Genomic DNA, 16,862 nt, shown 5'->3' on the forward strand with positions numbered 1-16,862 from the left:
AAGCTGCCTTAATGACAGCTCCGAACTACAGCTAACGTACCCGTTTGATAAATAGGAAAGGCATCGTCACCAATTTTAAAAAATGCCCTCAGTTAACTAAATATGAATTCTTATAAACCTTGAGGACTGATCTCTTAAGCTAATTATTTATTTCGAACCCATTCAAAAAGTATACAATCGTTTCAAGCTCTTCTTCATTTTTAACTTGAAATGATAAGACCTCTTTTATCTTGAAGCTATTTTAGAAAACAATTAATTACCTCCTATTTTTAATCGCTCCCAAAAAAGTCCGCATTACTTGTTCGGCTGAAACTTCCAACAATTCAGCACCTCTTTCCATAGCTTCCTTTAATGGCATAGGAGCGTTCACTAAACTATGAACACTAGTTACTCCATGGTCATATAAAACTTCAATACCAGTTCCGATCGATCCTGCTAAAACAAATACTGGAATATCGTGTTTTTTGGCTTCTTGTGCAACTCCCATTGGTGTTTTGCCTGAAGCTGTCTGGTAATCAATTTGGCCCTCACCGGTGAAGACACAATCAGCATCGGACAATTTTTCAGCCATTTTCGTATGCTCCAACACAATATCGATGCCCCTTTTTGTTTTTGCTGGGAAAAAGGCTTGAAATGCACCTCCAATTCCACCTGCAGCACCAGCACCCGATTTATCATGCAAGTGTATGCCTGTCTTGATTTCCACCAAATCAGCCCATGATGATAAAGCTTTATCAAGTAATTCAACCATGGCAGGAGTGGCACCTTTTTGAGGTCCGAATACACTTGATGCCCCATCCGGACCGACTAACGGATTCTGGACATCCGAGGCAATCAAAAACTCGGAATCTGCAATTCTGGAATCAAAATCTTCCGTATTAATTTCTGATATCCGCGATAATTCAGCACCCCCAAATCCCAGCGGTTTACCCTCTTCATCAAACACCCTCATTCCCAAAGCCTGGAGCATTCCAACACCCGCATCATTAGTAGCGCTTCCACCTACCGCTAAAATGAACTTTCGACAGCCATCAATCAATGCTTTTTGAATAAGCTCCCCTGTTCCGTATGTAGTAGTGATCAATGGGTTCAACTCATCTGGATTGATTAGGCACAGTCCCGATGCACTGGCCATTTCAATCACGCATGTTTCCTGATCACCTAAGATTCCATATGCTGCCTGAACGTCTTCAAGTAAAGGTCCTTTAACAGTCACTTCAACTTTTCGACCATTTGTAGCTGCCACAAGGCTATCCATCGTACCTTCCCCGCCATCCGCTACAGGAACCAATTCTGTCTTCGCATCCGGCAGTGCCTTCCTGACCCCTCGCGCGATTGCTTTGGAAGCTTCTAATGCTGACAAACTTCCTTTATAGGAATCTGGTGCAATAACAATTTTCATGCTCAGGCCCCCTTTGAATATATTTTAAATTATAATCTTTGGAAATATTTTAATCACCGTTCATACTATACGAACATTAGTATGACATGTTGTTTGTTTTTTTTGCCATGCCAGTAAGTATTCTGTTATTTTCCCAACTTCCTAAAGTGTAAGATTGCTAAAACTTAAACTAACGACCATCCCCTTTTTCATTATAAGTCATAGCTTGTTTGCATGAAAATGAATACCTTTCTGTTATCGAAAACTTGATAACAACTAAAAATTCTATAAGGATGACTTGTATGCAACCCAAGAAAGTACAATGGAAATTGTCAAATCAATAGAATCAACCGAGATATTCTTATTATGGATGATAAAGGAACCATCATCGCCTCTGGAAATCTTGACACATCGTAACTACTGCGGTTGCTTGAAATAGTATCGACCAAAGACTGGAGATACAGTAATCAAACAATTAAAAGCAAAAGGCTTTGTTATTCGAATCGGTTTGGGCTCAATTGTGGAAAAAAAATCATACAAATCCTACTCTTTCCGGGAAGCTAAATCAGCACTCTTACTAGGTGAAGCAAATCAAGCTTTAATATACTGATATGGAAACAAAGGCACTGTTGGAAAGGATAGATGAGCGGATTAAACGGTAATTTCAGGAAATGATACTAGCACTTATCTGAAGAGTTGGTCGAGACGCTGTAACAATTTTTCCTTAGTAACTTAAATGTCGGGGTATGTGCCCTTATATACCAAATAAAAAAATCAAGTTAATTACCGAGTATAATCCACAGGAGCTGCATGATGACATAACTTTGCAGTTAGCCATTTGGGTAAGACAATCGAAACGGAGAAATTGACGATATTTTAAGAACAAGACGGTCTATTTAGATTAACTCATTCTATCCCTATTAAATCCTTGCATTGGAAATCTGTATAATTGATCGAATTACCGAGTAGATTAACAATACATGATTTTTTTGCATATCAGGAGGGATTTTGAATGAGTGGCATCGCAAATATTTTAATTATCCTTGGATTTACCGTTATTTTCATCGTTATCATCTTCTTGGTTTTCCTATTACTTTATATGGTTTTCTTTGACCGCATGCAGAAGCATCATGCAATTTTAAGAAATTACCCCGTGCTCGGAAGAATACGTTACTTTCTGGAAAAAATCGGGCCTGAAATGCGGCAATATTGGTTTAACAGTGATAACGAAGGAAAACCCTTTTCCCGGGATGACTATGAACATATGGTGAAAAGTTCAAAATATTTACGGGATGTAATAGGTTTTGGTTCAAAACGGGATTTTGATGAAGAAGGCTTCTTTGTTAAGAATAGCATGTTCCCAAAATTGGCCGAAGAAGAAAAATACGATCGAGAAACAAAAGTGACGACTAAAAGATACATTCTAATGAAAGACCCGCTTTTCTCACAGCGAGAAGAAAAATGGGGAGATGAAGTGTCCTCTGCATTCTTATTGGATGATGCAGATGCCGTGATCATCGGCCCAAACACTAAGCATCCCTTTCGATTAAAGGGTCTTATCGGCATGTCCGCCATGAGTTATGGTTCTTTGGGGAAGAACGCAATCACTGCCCTTTCAGAGGGATTGGCTGCAGCAAAAGGCACATGGATGAATACAGGGGAAGGCGGACTTTCTCCTTATCATTTAACCGGCGGTGTCGATATAATCATGCAAATCGGGCCAGCCATGTTTGGGGTTCGTGATAGTATGGGCGAGATGGATTGGGATGAGTTAAAAAGAAAAAGTGAAATACCAGAAATCAAAGCATTTGAAATCAAATTGGCTCAAGGTGCCAAAACTCGCGGAGGGCATATCGATGCTGAAAAAGTGAATCCGGAAATCGCTGAAATCCGTAAGGTCGTTCCGTACAAAGCGATCGATAGTCCGAATCGGTTTCATCAATTCAATAACGTAAAATCCATGTGCGATTTTATTGAAAGAATCAGGGAACATACAGGTATCCCGGTTGGTATCAAAATGGTCATCGGCGGCAATGACAGTGTCGAAGAGCTTGCTAGCTATATGAAAGAAACCGGGAAAGGTCCGGATTTCATTACATTGGATGGCGGTGAAGGCGGCACGGGTGCTTCTTATCAGGAATTGATCGATAGCGTAGGATTGCCGCTAAAATCCGCTTTGCCGATTTTAGTTTCGACACTGGAAAAATACGGGGTCCGAGATCGGGTTAAAATCATCGCCTCCGGTAAATTGTTCACGCCTGATAGAATCGCCATTGCCCTATCTATGGGAGCCGACCTTGTTAACATTGCACGTGGTTTCATGATTGCGATAGGATGTATTCAGACGATGAAATGTCAATCCAATGCTTGTCCAGTCGGGGTAGCAACCACTGATCCGGACCTGCAAAAGGCACTTGTCATCGATGAAAAGAAATACCGTGTGGTCAATTTTCTTGTTACCCTTAGAAAAGGATTATATCGAATCTCAGCTGCTGCTGGTTTGGATTCACCCATCCATTTTCAACCTAAGCACATTAGCTATAAGGATGATAAAGGAATTGTCACATCCCTTGAAGATATCATGAAAGAAGTAACAGGACAAATAGGTGCCAGGCAATGAAAAAACCACCGCCCATCATACTTGGGCGGTGGTTTTCACTTTATAAATAAGTGAAGCCATTTTAGGCTGCTCCAAAATATATCAGGCATGTAAACGAATATCCCCTGTCTGCTCTTTTCCCTTACCCATCAGCTTTCCATAGCGATAATAAACATAAACTGCAGCTATAAAACCTGTTACAGACAGGAATGCATCAAATATGAAGATGATTGATATATTCCCGCTTTTCGACATCCAACCCGTTACAAGCGGCATAACTATAGACGCCAATCCAGCAGCTGTTGCCACGAACCCGGTCACTGTTCCTTTTTTTCTCCAGAAAAATTCCGTCATTATCGTAATGGCTAATTGAAAGATCCCCGCAGTGGAAAGCCCGATGAAAAATGCCGTAATGGAAACGATGATCGGTACTTTAACCAAAAGGATCGTAAGGATTGAAATAAAAGTTATGATCGGATAAATCATGATAACCGTTATTGGCCGAACGATCTTTTTTAATAATACGGATAAAACTAATACAGAAATAAGCGCCCCTAAACTATAATAACTCAGTAATTTGATGGAACTGTCCATCGTCATGCCCACAGCTTGCTGACCATAAGTCGGAAGCCATATCTGTGAAACGGTGAATAATCCTGTTGATGTGAAACCGATTATCACGAGAGCAAGTCCCTCTTTACGTAATACTGGTTCTGAAATGAATTTCATTCTCCCGGTACGATCGTCGACTTGTTTTTCCTTATACATATTCGTACTTGGAAAAGAAACGGTGAATAAAAACATCAAATTCAATAGATAAATGGCAGCAGGAATAAAAAAGGCATATCCATAAAACATCTCATGATTCGAGAAAAATAATATCATGAACGGGAGAAGAAATGCTCCAGCAGACATGAATGCTTTCACCAGTACACTGGCAGAACCGGAAGATCTTGGGAAAAGATCTGTTAAACCGGGATATGAACCGGCATCCATTGACGAATTAGCGACACCTGCAAGGATGGCAAAAACAAAAGCCAAATGATAATTTGGTGATAATGGAATACCGATCAAGAAAATACCCATTCCCAATGATGAAGCAATAATTAATGGCTTTCGCCCGATTTTATCTGATAAATATCCCGTAAATGCATATGTAAGTAATTTCCCCACCCCTATAGCTGCGATGATATAACTTACCCCGGCACTATCTGTATCCCATTGCTCCGTTAAATACGACATATTCGATGCGAGCATGATATTGACCATGCCTAACAGGAAATAATTAATATACACTCCTGATGCTGTTTTCATATACGTGTTCTTCATCTCAAAACTCCCAACCTGTCTTCAGTAAACGTTCTCCATCGATTCAATATTCATAAGAATCTAAAAATAATCATAACATTTTTTCTCTTTAAGTAAACAAACCCGTTTAAACTTATTCATTAACTAATATATTTAAGACAATGTGACTTGCGTTTTGAATGCAAAAAAAGCTCATATGACATGAGCTAGAATCAATGTTCAATATATCAAATGGATTGATAATACCATTTGCCATCACGTTTAAACTTTCTGCATTGGTCATTCAAGAGAAGGTATTCAAGGTGGGCCAATGTTTCACCAACAGCAAACCTTGTTTCGTGAATGGGCAGATTTCCAAATAAGATATGGCAAGCACTTTTTACAGAAATCGGCTCTTTCATGTTTTCATGAATTACATGCAACCTGTCCTGATGGTGGTCCAACAATTCAACAATTCTTTTATTGCCATTTTGAAACGGTTTCCCATGTGAAGGGATGACATATTCAACGTCCAGCTTTTGTATTTTTTTCAAAGAAGTAAAAAACTCTTCCAATGGGTTGCAGAAACCTTTAAACCAATACGAAATATTTGGAGATACCCTGGGCAATATATGATCTGTCGAGAAAAGGACACTTTTTTCCTTATTGTAGAATGATATCAGGCCATCAGAATGCCCCGGCGTGAAAATTACTTCATACTCATATTTGCCAAAATGCAGCTTCATTCCTTCTTCAAGATGATGATTTACGGTAGGATAGGGTTTTACTTGGGGCATGAATCCACTTTCGTCACTGGATAAGGCGACGGCTACCTCGTCTTCCATACCACATGCCTTATAATTTTCTTTAAGCAGATTCAGCGAATCCGTTTCCCAATACGTAGTTCCCGCATGTTCATCTACTTGTGTCATCCAAACATCCGCACCGGTTAATTGTTGTAATGCCCCTGCATATCCGAAATGGTCTGGGTGATAATGGGTGATGATAATATCGGTAATATCGTGTTTTTCGATAATTGGGTTCCATAAATCCTTTGTCGTTTTGTTATTTAATCCCGTATCAATGATTGTCCACCCTTTTTTACCTTCTGCTAGGAAACAATGGACATGATCCAACCTAAAAGGCATTGGAATGGTAACTTGTGTAACTTTCAATTCATTCAGCAAGTATAACTCCCCTTCCGATGTAACTTTATTTACATGAACAAAAAATCAAAAAACAAAACATTTAAGTTTATTAAATAAAGGTATATCATTAATCAATTCGACGAATTCTTTCAAGCTCCTTTAATCGATACCCATAGTCATTCGATTAAAATCCAGAAGCCGTGGCCTGAGGCATTGGTTAAATCAAAAAAAACTGCCATTAAAATTAATGGCTACAGTTTTTTTGGGGACTGTAAAAATATGACTGTTTATTTCCACTACAGGCACTCGCTTTCCGTTCCAATCAACTTTGTTTTAACAATAAGAAAGTACTCCTTTTTACCTACAGTCTTTTTAAAAATATAGAAGGATTAAAGCTTGATGTGATAAGGGTGCTTTCTAAAAATTATTATATTTAGCGATATCTACTTGAAATGATTACTATAGATCAACTGGTGCCATCGAACCATTTGGTCGTAAAACTGGAGATGGCCATTGTTTTCTCTTTCATGTATGACTTGGTGGAAGATATGAATTCAGAGGTAGGACACCCAGGTATGGTCCAATTGTTATTCTCTATTACTGCTTCAAATCCAATAAAAAACTAAAAGGGTTTCGGAACGAGAGCATTCCGAAACCCTTTTGTCTACAAACTGACGTCATTAAAATTAATGGCGGCACCTCGTTTTACATATCTTCCTCGATTGTTTGAACAAGGATAAAAAGAAAATGATAGATTAAATTAAAAGCTTCTTCTAATGACATTTCTTCTCTAAACCCTTTTAAGTTATCCAAGGCAAAATTCACGTCCCATAGCCCGTCGCCCTGATTAAACATTAAACTGAACGATCCAATTCCTCCTTGAAGTTCCTTAGTTAAATACGTTTTTAAAACTTCAGCCATTTTTTTCTGGAATTTCAATCCGAACATCGCGTTATATGTACCGAAAACATCATCGACTTCTAATGAAAGTGCCTCAACACCGATTAATTCGAGCCATTGTGATTCAAAGTAAAGGAATTCATCTTTGTTTTTTTTCAAATACTCGATAGGTTGTGATAAAAATGCAGAGTTCTCTTCAGAGATTAATTCTTCGCTCTCTTTATTACTGCGCTCCATATAAGCATCTTTAAAACGGGATGCATTTTCTTTTTCCACTATAATGATGTCATCAGCAATTAATTTATGCTTTTCTACATAATCTTTTTCTTCTTTAAACAACTCAACCTTTTTTTCGATTACGGATTTTGATATGTATGATTCCATTTGTTTTTTTAACATGATTTGTCCTCCTAGTATCTTTTCAAGCTCTCGCAATTTCAATCATAGCATATTCCCTATAGATAAAATAACTTTGTGAAAGAAATTACAATGTCGATTGTAGCAATCAATTCGTGTCTTCGATATAGTAGTGGTAAGAGTTTATTCATATGAGAGAAATGAGATGTTGAATATGCAAAAAATCATTGTAGTTGGTGCAGGAATATTGGGAGCTTCAACTGCCTATCAGTTGGCTAAAAATGGGGCTGAAGTGATCATAATTGACCGTCAAGATGTCGGTCAGGCAACATCTGCAGCTGCAGGAATCGTTTGCCCGTGGATATCGCAAAGGCGCAACCAAGCTTGGTATCTCCTTGCCAAAAATGGGGCGGCTTTTTATCCCGGTTTAATTGAAGAACTTGAACGGGACGGGGAAACAGAAACTGGTTATGCCCAAGTCGGCGCCATAAGTCTACATACAGATGAAGCTAAATTGAATGCCATGAAGAACCGGGCGGCAAAACGGAAAGAAGATGCACCGGAGATTGGGGCAATTACATTACTTTCCGCAGAGGAGACCCGTGCCTTATTCCCGCCTCTTTCCAGTGAATATGCAGCCGTTCACGTGAGTGGTGCCGCGCGGGTCGATGGACGCGCACTTCGTGATTCCTTATTGCGGGCTTCACAAAAAAACGGTGCGAAACTTTTGTATGGTGAGGCTATACTTTCATATAACGGTGCACAAGTGACAGGTGTAACACTTGGAGATGAATTCATAACTGCCGATAAAGTCATTGTTTGTGCTGGGGCTTGGGCACCGGAATTACTGAAGCCACTGGGCGTGAATTTTCATGTCACCTTCCAAAAGGCTCAAATCATTCATCTGGAAACGCCAAATGAAAATACGAATAACTGGCCTGTGGTCATGCCTCCGAGTGATCAATATCTGTTGGCTTTCGAAAATAATAAAATCGTTGCGGGGGCGACTCAAGAAAATACGGCAGTTTTCGATAACCGAATGACCGCAGGAGGGCTGCAGGAAGTTTTCAACAAAGCCTTGCAAACCGCTCCTGGTTTGACGGATAGTACGTTTGTTGAAGCAAGGGTCGGTTTTCGCCCATTCACGCCGGGATTCCTTCCTGTCATGGGTCCTTTACCTGACTGGGAAGGAATAATCGTAGCCAATGGTCTTGGAGCTTCCGGTTTAACCATGGGCCCATATTTAGGCTCCCTATTGGCAAACCTCGCACTTGATAGAAAAATCGAAATCGATATAGAAAATTATGATGTAAGAGGTGCACTTTTCACATAACTTCCAAATCATTACCTAATGGCTTAATGATGAATATGGACTGATCTGAAAATTACCCAGATCAGTTTTTTTCAAATGGTCCTCTCATAAAAAATCAAGGACCTTTAATGGGTCCTTGATTTATAAATTGTTTAATTTTTCGAGCAGGACGTGGAAATTTGACAAATTCTTCGATTCAAAACTACCGCAAATATCTATGTACCATTGAACAATACTTCTTACGCAGCAAACATCGTTTATAACGAATGATTTTTCTCTAAAGGAAATTGTTGAAGCCACAAATAACCATCCATACATTTTTTCTCTCATACTTGACTGTTGATGGTTCAGTTACTTTGATCGTATTCAATAAAGTAATGTTTCGATTTATTTTTTCCATTTTATGAAATGAAAAAATAAGAATCTTCTATTTCAAATTTTTTTCATCTATTTATTAACATCAGGTCCACATACTTCTTCATAAATAACTTTTAACTCTTCTATAGTAAGTGATTTTAAAAATTCCTCAAGTTCATCCATGTTAATGCCTCCTATAATAAAGAACATTTGTTCTTATTATAATCTTCAAAACATCACTAGTAAATAGTTAATTTTACTTTTAACACGATTAGATGAATTAAAGAATTCTTAATCAAATATGATAATACATTAAGATTAAAGAGAATATAGATTAGAATAATTTTTACACGCTGACAGCGTTAGTTCAAGATAACAGGTAGATGCCCCATGTTTAAGGTCCTCTTTTTCTCTTCCATTAACAATATTATTCTTTAACTGAACCTTAAAAAAAAGATAAATTGCTTTCCAACCCTTCGGTTGAAAAGAATTTATCTTAAAATGGTGTTTGGGGATGAATAAAAATTTGGGTTTACAAAATGAAACTATTGATTGAATCTTCCACGCTGGCGAAGTAATTCACGATTCAGGTTCGGATCTTTTTCAAATGCAGCGCGCCCGTGAAGCCAGAATATATTATTTACGACAACTAAATCTCCAACAGGCAGTTCCAGTTCAAGGACGCTTTCATCGCTTTCTAATGAATTGGATAAATCGCGTAAGTATTTGGCTTGTTCGATTGATTCTGGATAAACGAATTGATCGATAAAACATATACCAGGTTTGTTATTATGATTAAAGAAAGTCAATCTTCCAATCTCCTGATCAATGTTCTTGCTTTTTGGAGCCTTATACGTGAATTTGTGGCTGGATAATGAATGATTCACATACATATCAAGCTCTTTCCAATCGTCTAAGTGCAATAAACGAGATTCGCCACCGCGTGCATTTTGTTCGATCATCTTCATCATTATTAACCAATCCGTCGGTTCATCTACAAAGGTGCCGTCCGTATGAAGGGTAAATAAACGATAAGCCTGACGCAAATACGAATCACTGCTATCCGTGTCTTGAACACTAAAGCGGGCATAATATTTTCCTGACATTGCATCATGGTTTGGAGTTCCCAGCAAGTATGAAATGGCCGTTGCAAAAATGACGTATTCATCCGTATTTTCCGTGACACCCTCCAAGCCTAGGGTGAAGCCGCCGGATTCCCGATCATGAACGATGTTCCGAAGCACTTCACCAAAATCTTCGCCTACTTGATCCAATAGATATGAAGCAATGATGAGTCGTGCATATGGTGTATATTCAAGATGCTGAACAGACAGATTATCCTTCGATACGGTTTCTAAAAAAGCGGCAATTGCCTCTTTTGAAATTTCAATATGATATAAACGGCTGGATTGAGGGTGAACTTTCACCTCGTATTTTTCTGTTTTCCTTTCGAACTTTGCTCTCTTTTTTTCTGCAATGCTCATGAATAATTCCTCCTGTTATTTGTAATATGGGTGACAAAGTTAACGGGAAATATAAAAAGCCAGCTGCACATGATCCCCAAATAAAATAGGAATCAAACTGTACAACTGGCTTATATTCACTTCACTGCTCTATGCGAATAGAGTCACAGCGAATATGCAGTTTATGTATGATTTATTTTTCCTGTTTCCAATCATTATGATCTTTACACGATTCTGAAAAGGTATTTTCCAAAAGGTGTTAATGTCATAATATTGGCTTAACTCCATTTAAACGTTTTTTCGTAAAATTGTCAACACTTTTAACATATTATTCTGATAAATTATATTTCTAACTTGGCAGTTTCGATTTATCTCCTGCTTTAATTTGCTGAAAATGGAGATCCAGGTCCTTCAAGGCAGCAATCAGTGCATTTGCCGCTTTCCCCCGATAATAAGATTGAATTGATTCTATCGCGTCATCAACACCATCATTTAGACTGATCCCTTTTAATAAACGCCCAATAAATTCCCGGCCATGCTCTGTTGCCAGTGTACAGGAAGCTTCCAGGACAACCCCATATTTAGCATCGACTTCTGCAGTGATGGTCAGTGTTTCAAAGACACTTTTCGCTGCCATCCCTTGAGGTAAACGTGCATGACCTGCAATAAAAATTGTTTTACCATTGAACATGAGGCTTCTTCCTCTCTCTTAAGGAATTTTATTTTGTCAATACAGCTTCCAATAAGTGTGATTGTTCCGGAATGCGGTTAACAACCTCTTTTCCAATTTCAATCGAGGCTGTTGCAGCAGGTGACGGTGCATTACATACATGGATGGTCCGTTTTCCCATTATAATATGAAAATCATCCACCATATTACCATCATCCTGTAATGCCTGGGCCCTTACTCCAGCAGGTGCAGGGATTAGATCATCTTCTTGGATTTCCGGAATTAACTCCTGCAGGCTTTTCGTAAATTGCTTTTTACTAAAAGAACGGACATATTCATCCATCCCTTCCTTCATGAATTTACTAGCCAGCTTCCAAAAACCTTTATAGCTTAAAACTTCAGTTAAATCTTTCGCATTGAAGTCCGTTTTCTTATAACCTTCCCGTTTGAAACTTAGTACAGCGTTTGGACCCGCATCTACTTCACCGCTAATCATCCGCGTAAAATGAACCCCCAAAAATGGAAACTTCGGGTTAGGTACCGGATAAATTAAATGATTGACAAGGAAGCGTTTTTCGGGCTTCAGTTTAAAATACTCACCGCGAAACGGGACAATTTTCATATCAGTTTTATACCCTGCTGCTGCTGCGATACGGTCACTGTGCAGCCCTGCGCAATTAATGACCATTTTTGCCTTAATGGTACCGTTGTTCGTATCGATGATAACATCATCAATCCCCTCGTCAATCTTCTCAACCTTTGTTTTCAGCTTAATTTCGCCGCCGTTGCCCCGGATGATATCCGCCATCTTTTCACTTACCTGACGATAATTGACAATGCCGGCTTGCGGGACGCGAATCGCACCAAGCCCATTAACATGTGGTTCGATTTCCTTTAACTCATCCACACCGATTCTTTGTATAGCCAGTTCATTTTGCAAACCGCGAGAATACAAATCATCTAAAAGGGGCAACTCTTCTGGCTTTGTTGCAACAATGACCTTTCCGCAAATATCATGTTCAATTCCATGCGTCCGGCAGAATTCCGTCATTGATTTGCTACCTTGACGGGCAAACCGTGCCTTGAAACTACCCGGTTTATAATAAATTCCTGAATGAATGACGCCGCTGTTATGTCCCGTTTGATGATCTGCAACAACAGCCTCTTTTTCAATGACTACCACTTTAGCATTAGGAAAACGCTGGTAAAGTGCCATTCCCGTCGATAATCCTACAATTCCTCCGCCAACAATTGCGAAATCATACACAATTAACACTCCTTTTATTGATGATTTTTAGTATTCAGCAACTCCATATACGTAATTAAATTGTTCTTAGTCCGTAAGATGTGAAATTCTACTGCTGCCCTTAGTTCTGCAGGATCCCCTCTTAGTGCCGCTTCATATATCATCCGGTGTTCCCGTTGCGTTTCTGGGTAATAATCAATCAGCAAATTCGGCGCAATGGGTGAGATCCCCAGCGTTTCTACCATCTTTTGAACCCTTGGCCATGGGCACCCTTTTCGGAGGGTTTCATGAAAAGCCGCATTCAAAAGGATATAATGCTCATTGGTTTCATCAGATAACTGAATTCCTTCCATTTCAATCAAAATTCCCTTTAGTTTTTCTTTGTCCTCCTTTGTTAAGTAAGGAAGTGATTTTTCTACTGCAAGGCCTTCAAGCAGAGACCTGGAATGATAAATTTCTTCAATATCATCCCGGGTAATCGGTGTGACGATTGCTCCTTTATGGGGAACCATTTCCACCAACCCTTCCAGTTGAAGTTGTGTAAGGGCCTCGCGTATGGGCATCCTGCTAACTTCCAGGCGATCGGCCCACTCCTCTTGGATGAGTCGCTCTCCCTTTTTCAAAGTCCCATTCAAAATCGCTTTCCTAAGACTTTTGGTTACATTTTTAACGATTGTTGATTTATCTCTTCCAGAATTAGCATTATCCAATTCAGCGTCCACCTTTCGATATCGGATACAATTTTAACTATATCAACTATATAAAGCGATTACAATACTGAAAATTAAATATTTTGTATCCAATTTAAAAAGCAATGGATACAAAATATTAGATAACCATCTACCTCAGACCTGATTATTATTTCTGGCACCCGTGGAAAATATAGTCTGGATGTTGAAAGGTTTATCCTGATGGAAAAATGGAAATACATATTGCAATTATATAAGTGATAAAAGCATCTATTATGTGAAATAAGCCATAAAAGTAAATACTTTATCTAGCTAGCCTTAAGGGCATGAACCCCGTCACCCACCGGGACTCATGCCTTTTTATTTCACCTTTGTTCATTAGGGATTTGAGAAAATCCTCCTTTAGCAATATGACTTATCTTGTTCAGTCCATTATGCAGTAGTTTCTTAGAGATGGACTTCTCTTTTAATAATAGTTTTTTTGTATCAGGAAGCATTAATATCTTATCTGAAAGCTCCAACCGTGATAAAATCAAACAAATATAGTTATGAAACATCATATATAAAATATGAAATTGCCAAAAAGTCATTAGAATAAAGGGGAAAATATGAATGGCGGAATTAAATGAATGGAAAAATAGTGCTCGCGGGCATAAATTCATAGCTTCTTTTAGCGGAGGAAAGGATAGTGTCTTAGCCCTATATAAAGCAATGAAGATTGGTGAACCTGCAGGACTGATCGTCATGCTGGAGGAAGAAGGGAAACGTTCCAGATCCCATGGCATGCCTCCGGAACTCATACATGCGCAAGCTGAATCTATAGGTTTGCCCGTATATACTGCAGCTGCCAGTTGGAGTGATTATGAAGAAGTATTTATGCGCCTTTTAAAAAATGCAAAAAATCAAGGTGCTGAAGTGTTAGTAACTGGAGACTTGGATATGCCCACTCATGGCTGTTGGCATGATAAGGTTACGAAGAATGCTGGATTGAAGCTTGGAATGCCTTTGTGGGAAATGAACCATCGTGAAGCTGTCGAAGAGTTCTTGGATCTAGGATTTGTAACGATCATTGTAACCGTTAATTTATCATTGGGAATGCGAGATGATGATTTAGGGAGAAAGTTAACCCATGAATACGTGAAGGAACTTGAAGCTCGCGGCATCGATCCCTGTGGAGAAGGTGGAGAGTTCCATACCACATTAATAGATGGGCCTATTTTTAAACAGCCAATTCCCGTTCGGAAATGTGAGATTATTAAGGACGGAGAATATGCTTTTTTGCCTTTGGTGTTAGATAAGAAGGCGGATATAGGTACCTAATAACTATTCCTTACAAGCACTGTACTGCCCCTCAATTATTACATGTTCTCTAACAATTGGGGTGCAGTTCATATGATAAGGCTTTTTACAACAGGATAAATCTTGAAGTGGAGTTAACATAATATTATTATAGTAACTAATTTTTCAGGAAAACTTATAAAAACCGTCTATTCAGATGATCAATAAAATTTTATAGTAAAAATTGAATCATTTTTGCCTCCCCTGTATATGCTTTAGTATCATAATTTATCACTCACCGAGGATAGGCAGAAAATGGTGAAGACTTTAGTCGGGATATCAATGTTAATTGAGTGAAAAGAAAAAAGACTGGACCCGTAATGGATCCAGCAAGAAACAAATCCTTTTGAATAAGCTTTGTTTCTCCAGCTATTCTTTTGCTGTTTCGATACAAATACATCAACAACTCTTTAAACTTTTCTATAAACCTTCAATCCAAAAATATATGATATTAATATTATTAACACCATCCAACCGAAAGACACCCACAGATCATTTCCAACAGACTGCGAATCTAACAGATTTCTAATGGTTTGAATAATTGGTGTCATTGGTTGATTTTCCGCAAAGATTCGGATGATTTTCGGCATTCCTTCGACAGGAACAAATGCGGAACTGACAAAAAGCAGCATTAATAAGATATATGAAAAAGAACTTGCTCCTTCAATACCTTTAGCAGACAATCCAAATGGCACTGAAATCCACGTTAATGCTAGCGCAAAGAGAGTCAACAATAGTGCCACAAGTAGCCAATCAGCAAATGTTGCATCACTTCTGAATCCAGCTATAAATCCTATTATTAATACGACCATTATTGAAACCAACATAAAAATAACTGAAGCTATTACCTGGCCACCTAGTACAGATGATTTGGCTATGGGCATTGACTTAAATCTTTCAAACATCCCTGTTGTTTTATCTAAATTTATCCGTAACGAGGTGTAAGCAGATCCTGTAGCAATCGTCATTAACAGAATCCCGGGAAGAATATAATTAATATACTCATCTTCAGACACCCCAGCAATTTGAATGGCGCCGCCAAATATGAAAACCATACCCAATAGCATCATAACCGGCATCGCAACAACCGTAATCAGCGTGTCGACACTACGTATATTGTGTTTAATGATCCGATTTGCAAGCGTTAATGTATCACTTAAATTTTGAAAAACATTCATAATTTTCATCCTTTCGAAAGTGTCATAAATACATCATCAAGGGTTGGAGTAATCATTTTGAACGTCTTGATTTCAATTTTTTCAGTTGTTAGGGCATTCAATACGTTCAAGGTCGTTTGTATTTCTTTATCTAAATCTAAGGAAATCTCAAAATCTGCATTTTTGATAGGAGTATAAGATTCCAAAAGTTCTATAGCCCTCTTTGTATCTTGATGATTATTAAATTCAATCAGTAACTTATCTACTCCAGCCAGACGTTTCATTTCATCTGGAGTGCCATTGGCAACAATTTCACCACCACGTAAAAAACTAATCTGGTCAGCTAAATAATCTGCTTCTTCTAAATATTGAGTCGTTAAAAAGATGGTTTTCCCTTGGGACTTCATTTCTTTAATCGTATTCCAAAGCTCCTGCCTGCTTTTCGGATCCAATCCAGTAGTAGGTTCATCCAGAAAAATGATTTCTGGATTCCCAACTAAACTCATGGCTAAGTCGAGACGACGACGCATTCCCCCTGAATATGTGGAGACAGCTTTATCTTTCGCTTCTGTCAACCCAAATTTATCTAATAGATTTTCAGCAATTTTTCTTGGATAGCGTTCGTGTCGTAATTTAGCAATTAAATAAAGGTTTTCGTATCCAGTGAGTACTCCGTCAACAGTGGAATTCTGGGAACTAAAGCTAAATAACTTTTGTGCCAATACCGGATTGTCAGCGACATCTATGTCTTGGATTGTCACTTTCCCTCCATCACTATTTAATAACCCGGTTACGATTCTTAATAAGGTACTTTTCCCCGCTCCATTCGCTCCTAATAAGGCATATATGGAACCGGCTTTTACCATGATATTTACATTTTTTAAAACCTCATTCTCTTTAAAGCTCTTTTTCACATTTTTGATGTTAAGGACCGTTGAATTGAACTGCACCCCAATTG

Annotated in this window: 14 protein-coding genes; 4 read left to right on the forward strand and 10 right to left on the reverse strand. The window is 38.5% G+C overall.

The genetic code is table 11. The features are described from left to right. Positions 1–256: 256 nt before the first annotated feature. Positions 257–1,402 carry a glycerate kinase gene (locus J7J00_RS25630; protein WP_214795753.1) on the reverse strand — a complete coding sequence of 382 codons (1,146 nt, stop codon included), beginning with the start codon at positions 1,400–1,402 and terminating at the stop codon, positions 257–259. Positions 1,403–2,393: 991 nt separating this feature from the next. Here J7J00_RS25630 and J7J00_RS25635 point away from each other — a divergent pair. After that, the gene (locus tag J7J00_RS25635) at positions 2,394–4,001 is read left to right on the forward strand and encodes an FMN-binding glutamate synthase family protein (protein WP_214795754.1); all 1,608 of its coding nucleotides are present in this window, start codon (positions 2,394–2,396) and stop codon (positions 3,999–4,001) included. A gap of 81 nt (positions 4,002–4,082) precedes the next feature. Here J7J00_RS25635 and J7J00_RS25640 read toward each other — a convergent pair whose 3' ends face one another. Beyond that, on the reverse strand, positions 4,083–5,309 hold the full coding sequence (locus J7J00_RS25640; protein WP_214795755.1) for an MFS transporter: 1,227 nt from the start codon (positions 5,307–5,309) through the stop codon (positions 4,083–4,085). Positions 5,310–5,515: 206 nt separating this feature from the next. Next, positions 5,516–6,454, reverse strand: a complete 939-nt coding sequence (locus J7J00_RS25645; protein ID WP_214795756.1) for an MBL fold metallo-hydrolase — start codon at positions 6,452–6,454, stop codon at positions 5,516–5,518. A gap of 413 nt (positions 6,455–6,867) precedes the next feature. Between J7J00_RS25645 and J7J00_RS25650 the strand changes: the two genes are divergently transcribed. Beyond that, complete coding sequence (locus J7J00_RS25650; RefSeq protein ID WP_214795757.1) at positions 6,868–7,041, forward strand: hypothetical protein; 174 nt, start codon at positions 6,868–6,870, stop codon at positions 7,039–7,041. 79 nt (positions 7,042–7,120) lie between these two features. On the opposite strand, the gene J7J00_RS25655 is transcribed toward J7J00_RS25650, so the two are convergent. Beyond that, positions 7,121–7,714: a branched-chain amino acid aminotransferase gene (locus J7J00_RS25655; protein ID WP_214795758.1), complete on the reverse strand. Its 594-nt coding sequence runs from the start codon at positions 7,712–7,714 to the stop codon at positions 7,121–7,123. A 172-nt stretch (positions 7,715–7,886) separates the two neighbouring features. On the opposite strand from J7J00_RS25655, the gene J7J00_RS25660 reads away from it, so the two are divergent. Next, the gene (locus J7J00_RS25660; protein WP_214795759.1) at positions 7,887–9,005 is read left to right on the forward strand and encodes an NAD(P)/FAD-dependent oxidoreductase; all 1,119 of its coding nucleotides are present in this window, start codon (positions 7,887–7,889) and stop codon (positions 9,003–9,005) included. Between the two features lie 881 nt (positions 9,006–9,886). On the opposite strand, the gene glaH is transcribed toward J7J00_RS25660, so the two are convergent. The 4 genes from glaH to J7J00_RS25680 form a co-directional block, all read right to left on the reverse strand. After that, complete coding sequence (gene glaH, locus J7J00_RS25665) at positions 9,887–10,825, reverse strand: glutarate dioxygenase GlaH (RefSeq protein ID WP_214795760.1); 939 nt, start codon at positions 10,823–10,825, stop codon at positions 9,887–9,889. A 328-nt stretch (positions 10,826–11,153) separates the two neighbouring features. After that, on the reverse strand, positions 11,154–11,495 hold the full coding sequence (locus J7J00_RS25670) for a DUF3870 domain-containing protein (RefSeq protein ID WP_098373302.1): 342 nt from the start codon (positions 11,493–11,495) through the stop codon (positions 11,154–11,156). Between the two features lie 28 nt (positions 11,496–11,523). After that, positions 11,524–12,741: an L-2-hydroxyglutarate oxidase gene (lhgO, locus tag J7J00_RS25675; RefSeq protein ID WP_214795761.1), complete on the reverse strand. Its 1,218-nt coding sequence runs from the start codon at positions 12,739–12,741 to the stop codon at positions 11,524–11,526. Positions 12,742–12,755: 14 nt separating this feature from the next. Beyond that, the gene (locus tag J7J00_RS25680; RefSeq protein WP_214795762.1) at positions 12,756–13,430 is read right to left on the reverse strand and encodes a GntR family transcriptional regulator; all 675 of its coding nucleotides are present in this window, start codon (positions 13,428–13,430) and stop codon (positions 12,756–12,758) included. 591 nt (positions 13,431–14,021) lie between these two features. On the opposite strand from J7J00_RS25680, the gene J7J00_RS25685 reads away from it, so the two are divergent. After that, positions 14,022–14,729, forward strand: a complete 708-nt coding sequence (locus tag J7J00_RS25685; RefSeq protein ID WP_214795763.1) for a Dph6-related ATP pyrophosphatase — start codon at positions 14,022–14,024, stop codon at positions 14,727–14,729. Positions 14,730–15,157: 428 nt separating this feature from the next. On the opposite strand, the gene J7J00_RS25690 is transcribed toward J7J00_RS25685, so the two are convergent. Both J7J00_RS25690 and J7J00_RS25695 read right to left on the reverse strand, forming a co-directional pair. Further along, entirely contained in the window at positions 15,158–15,925 is a 768-nt protein-coding gene (locus J7J00_RS25690; RefSeq protein WP_214795764.1) for an ABC transporter permease, read from the reverse strand. Between the two features lie 5 nt (positions 15,926–15,930). Continuing rightward, positions 15,931–16,854 (reverse strand): ABC transporter ATP-binding protein, encoded by a 924-nt coding sequence (locus tag J7J00_RS25695; protein WP_309487249.1) that lies wholly within the window; start codon positions 16,852–16,854, stop codon positions 15,931–15,933. Positions 16,855–16,862: the final 8 nt, after the last annotated feature.

Origin of the sequence: Bacillus sp. ISL-4 (assembly GCF_018613275.1) — a bacterium.
In the GTDB taxonomy this organism is placed as follows: Bacteria; Bacillota; Bacilli; order Bacillales; family DSM-1321; genus Peribacillus; species Peribacillus simplex_E.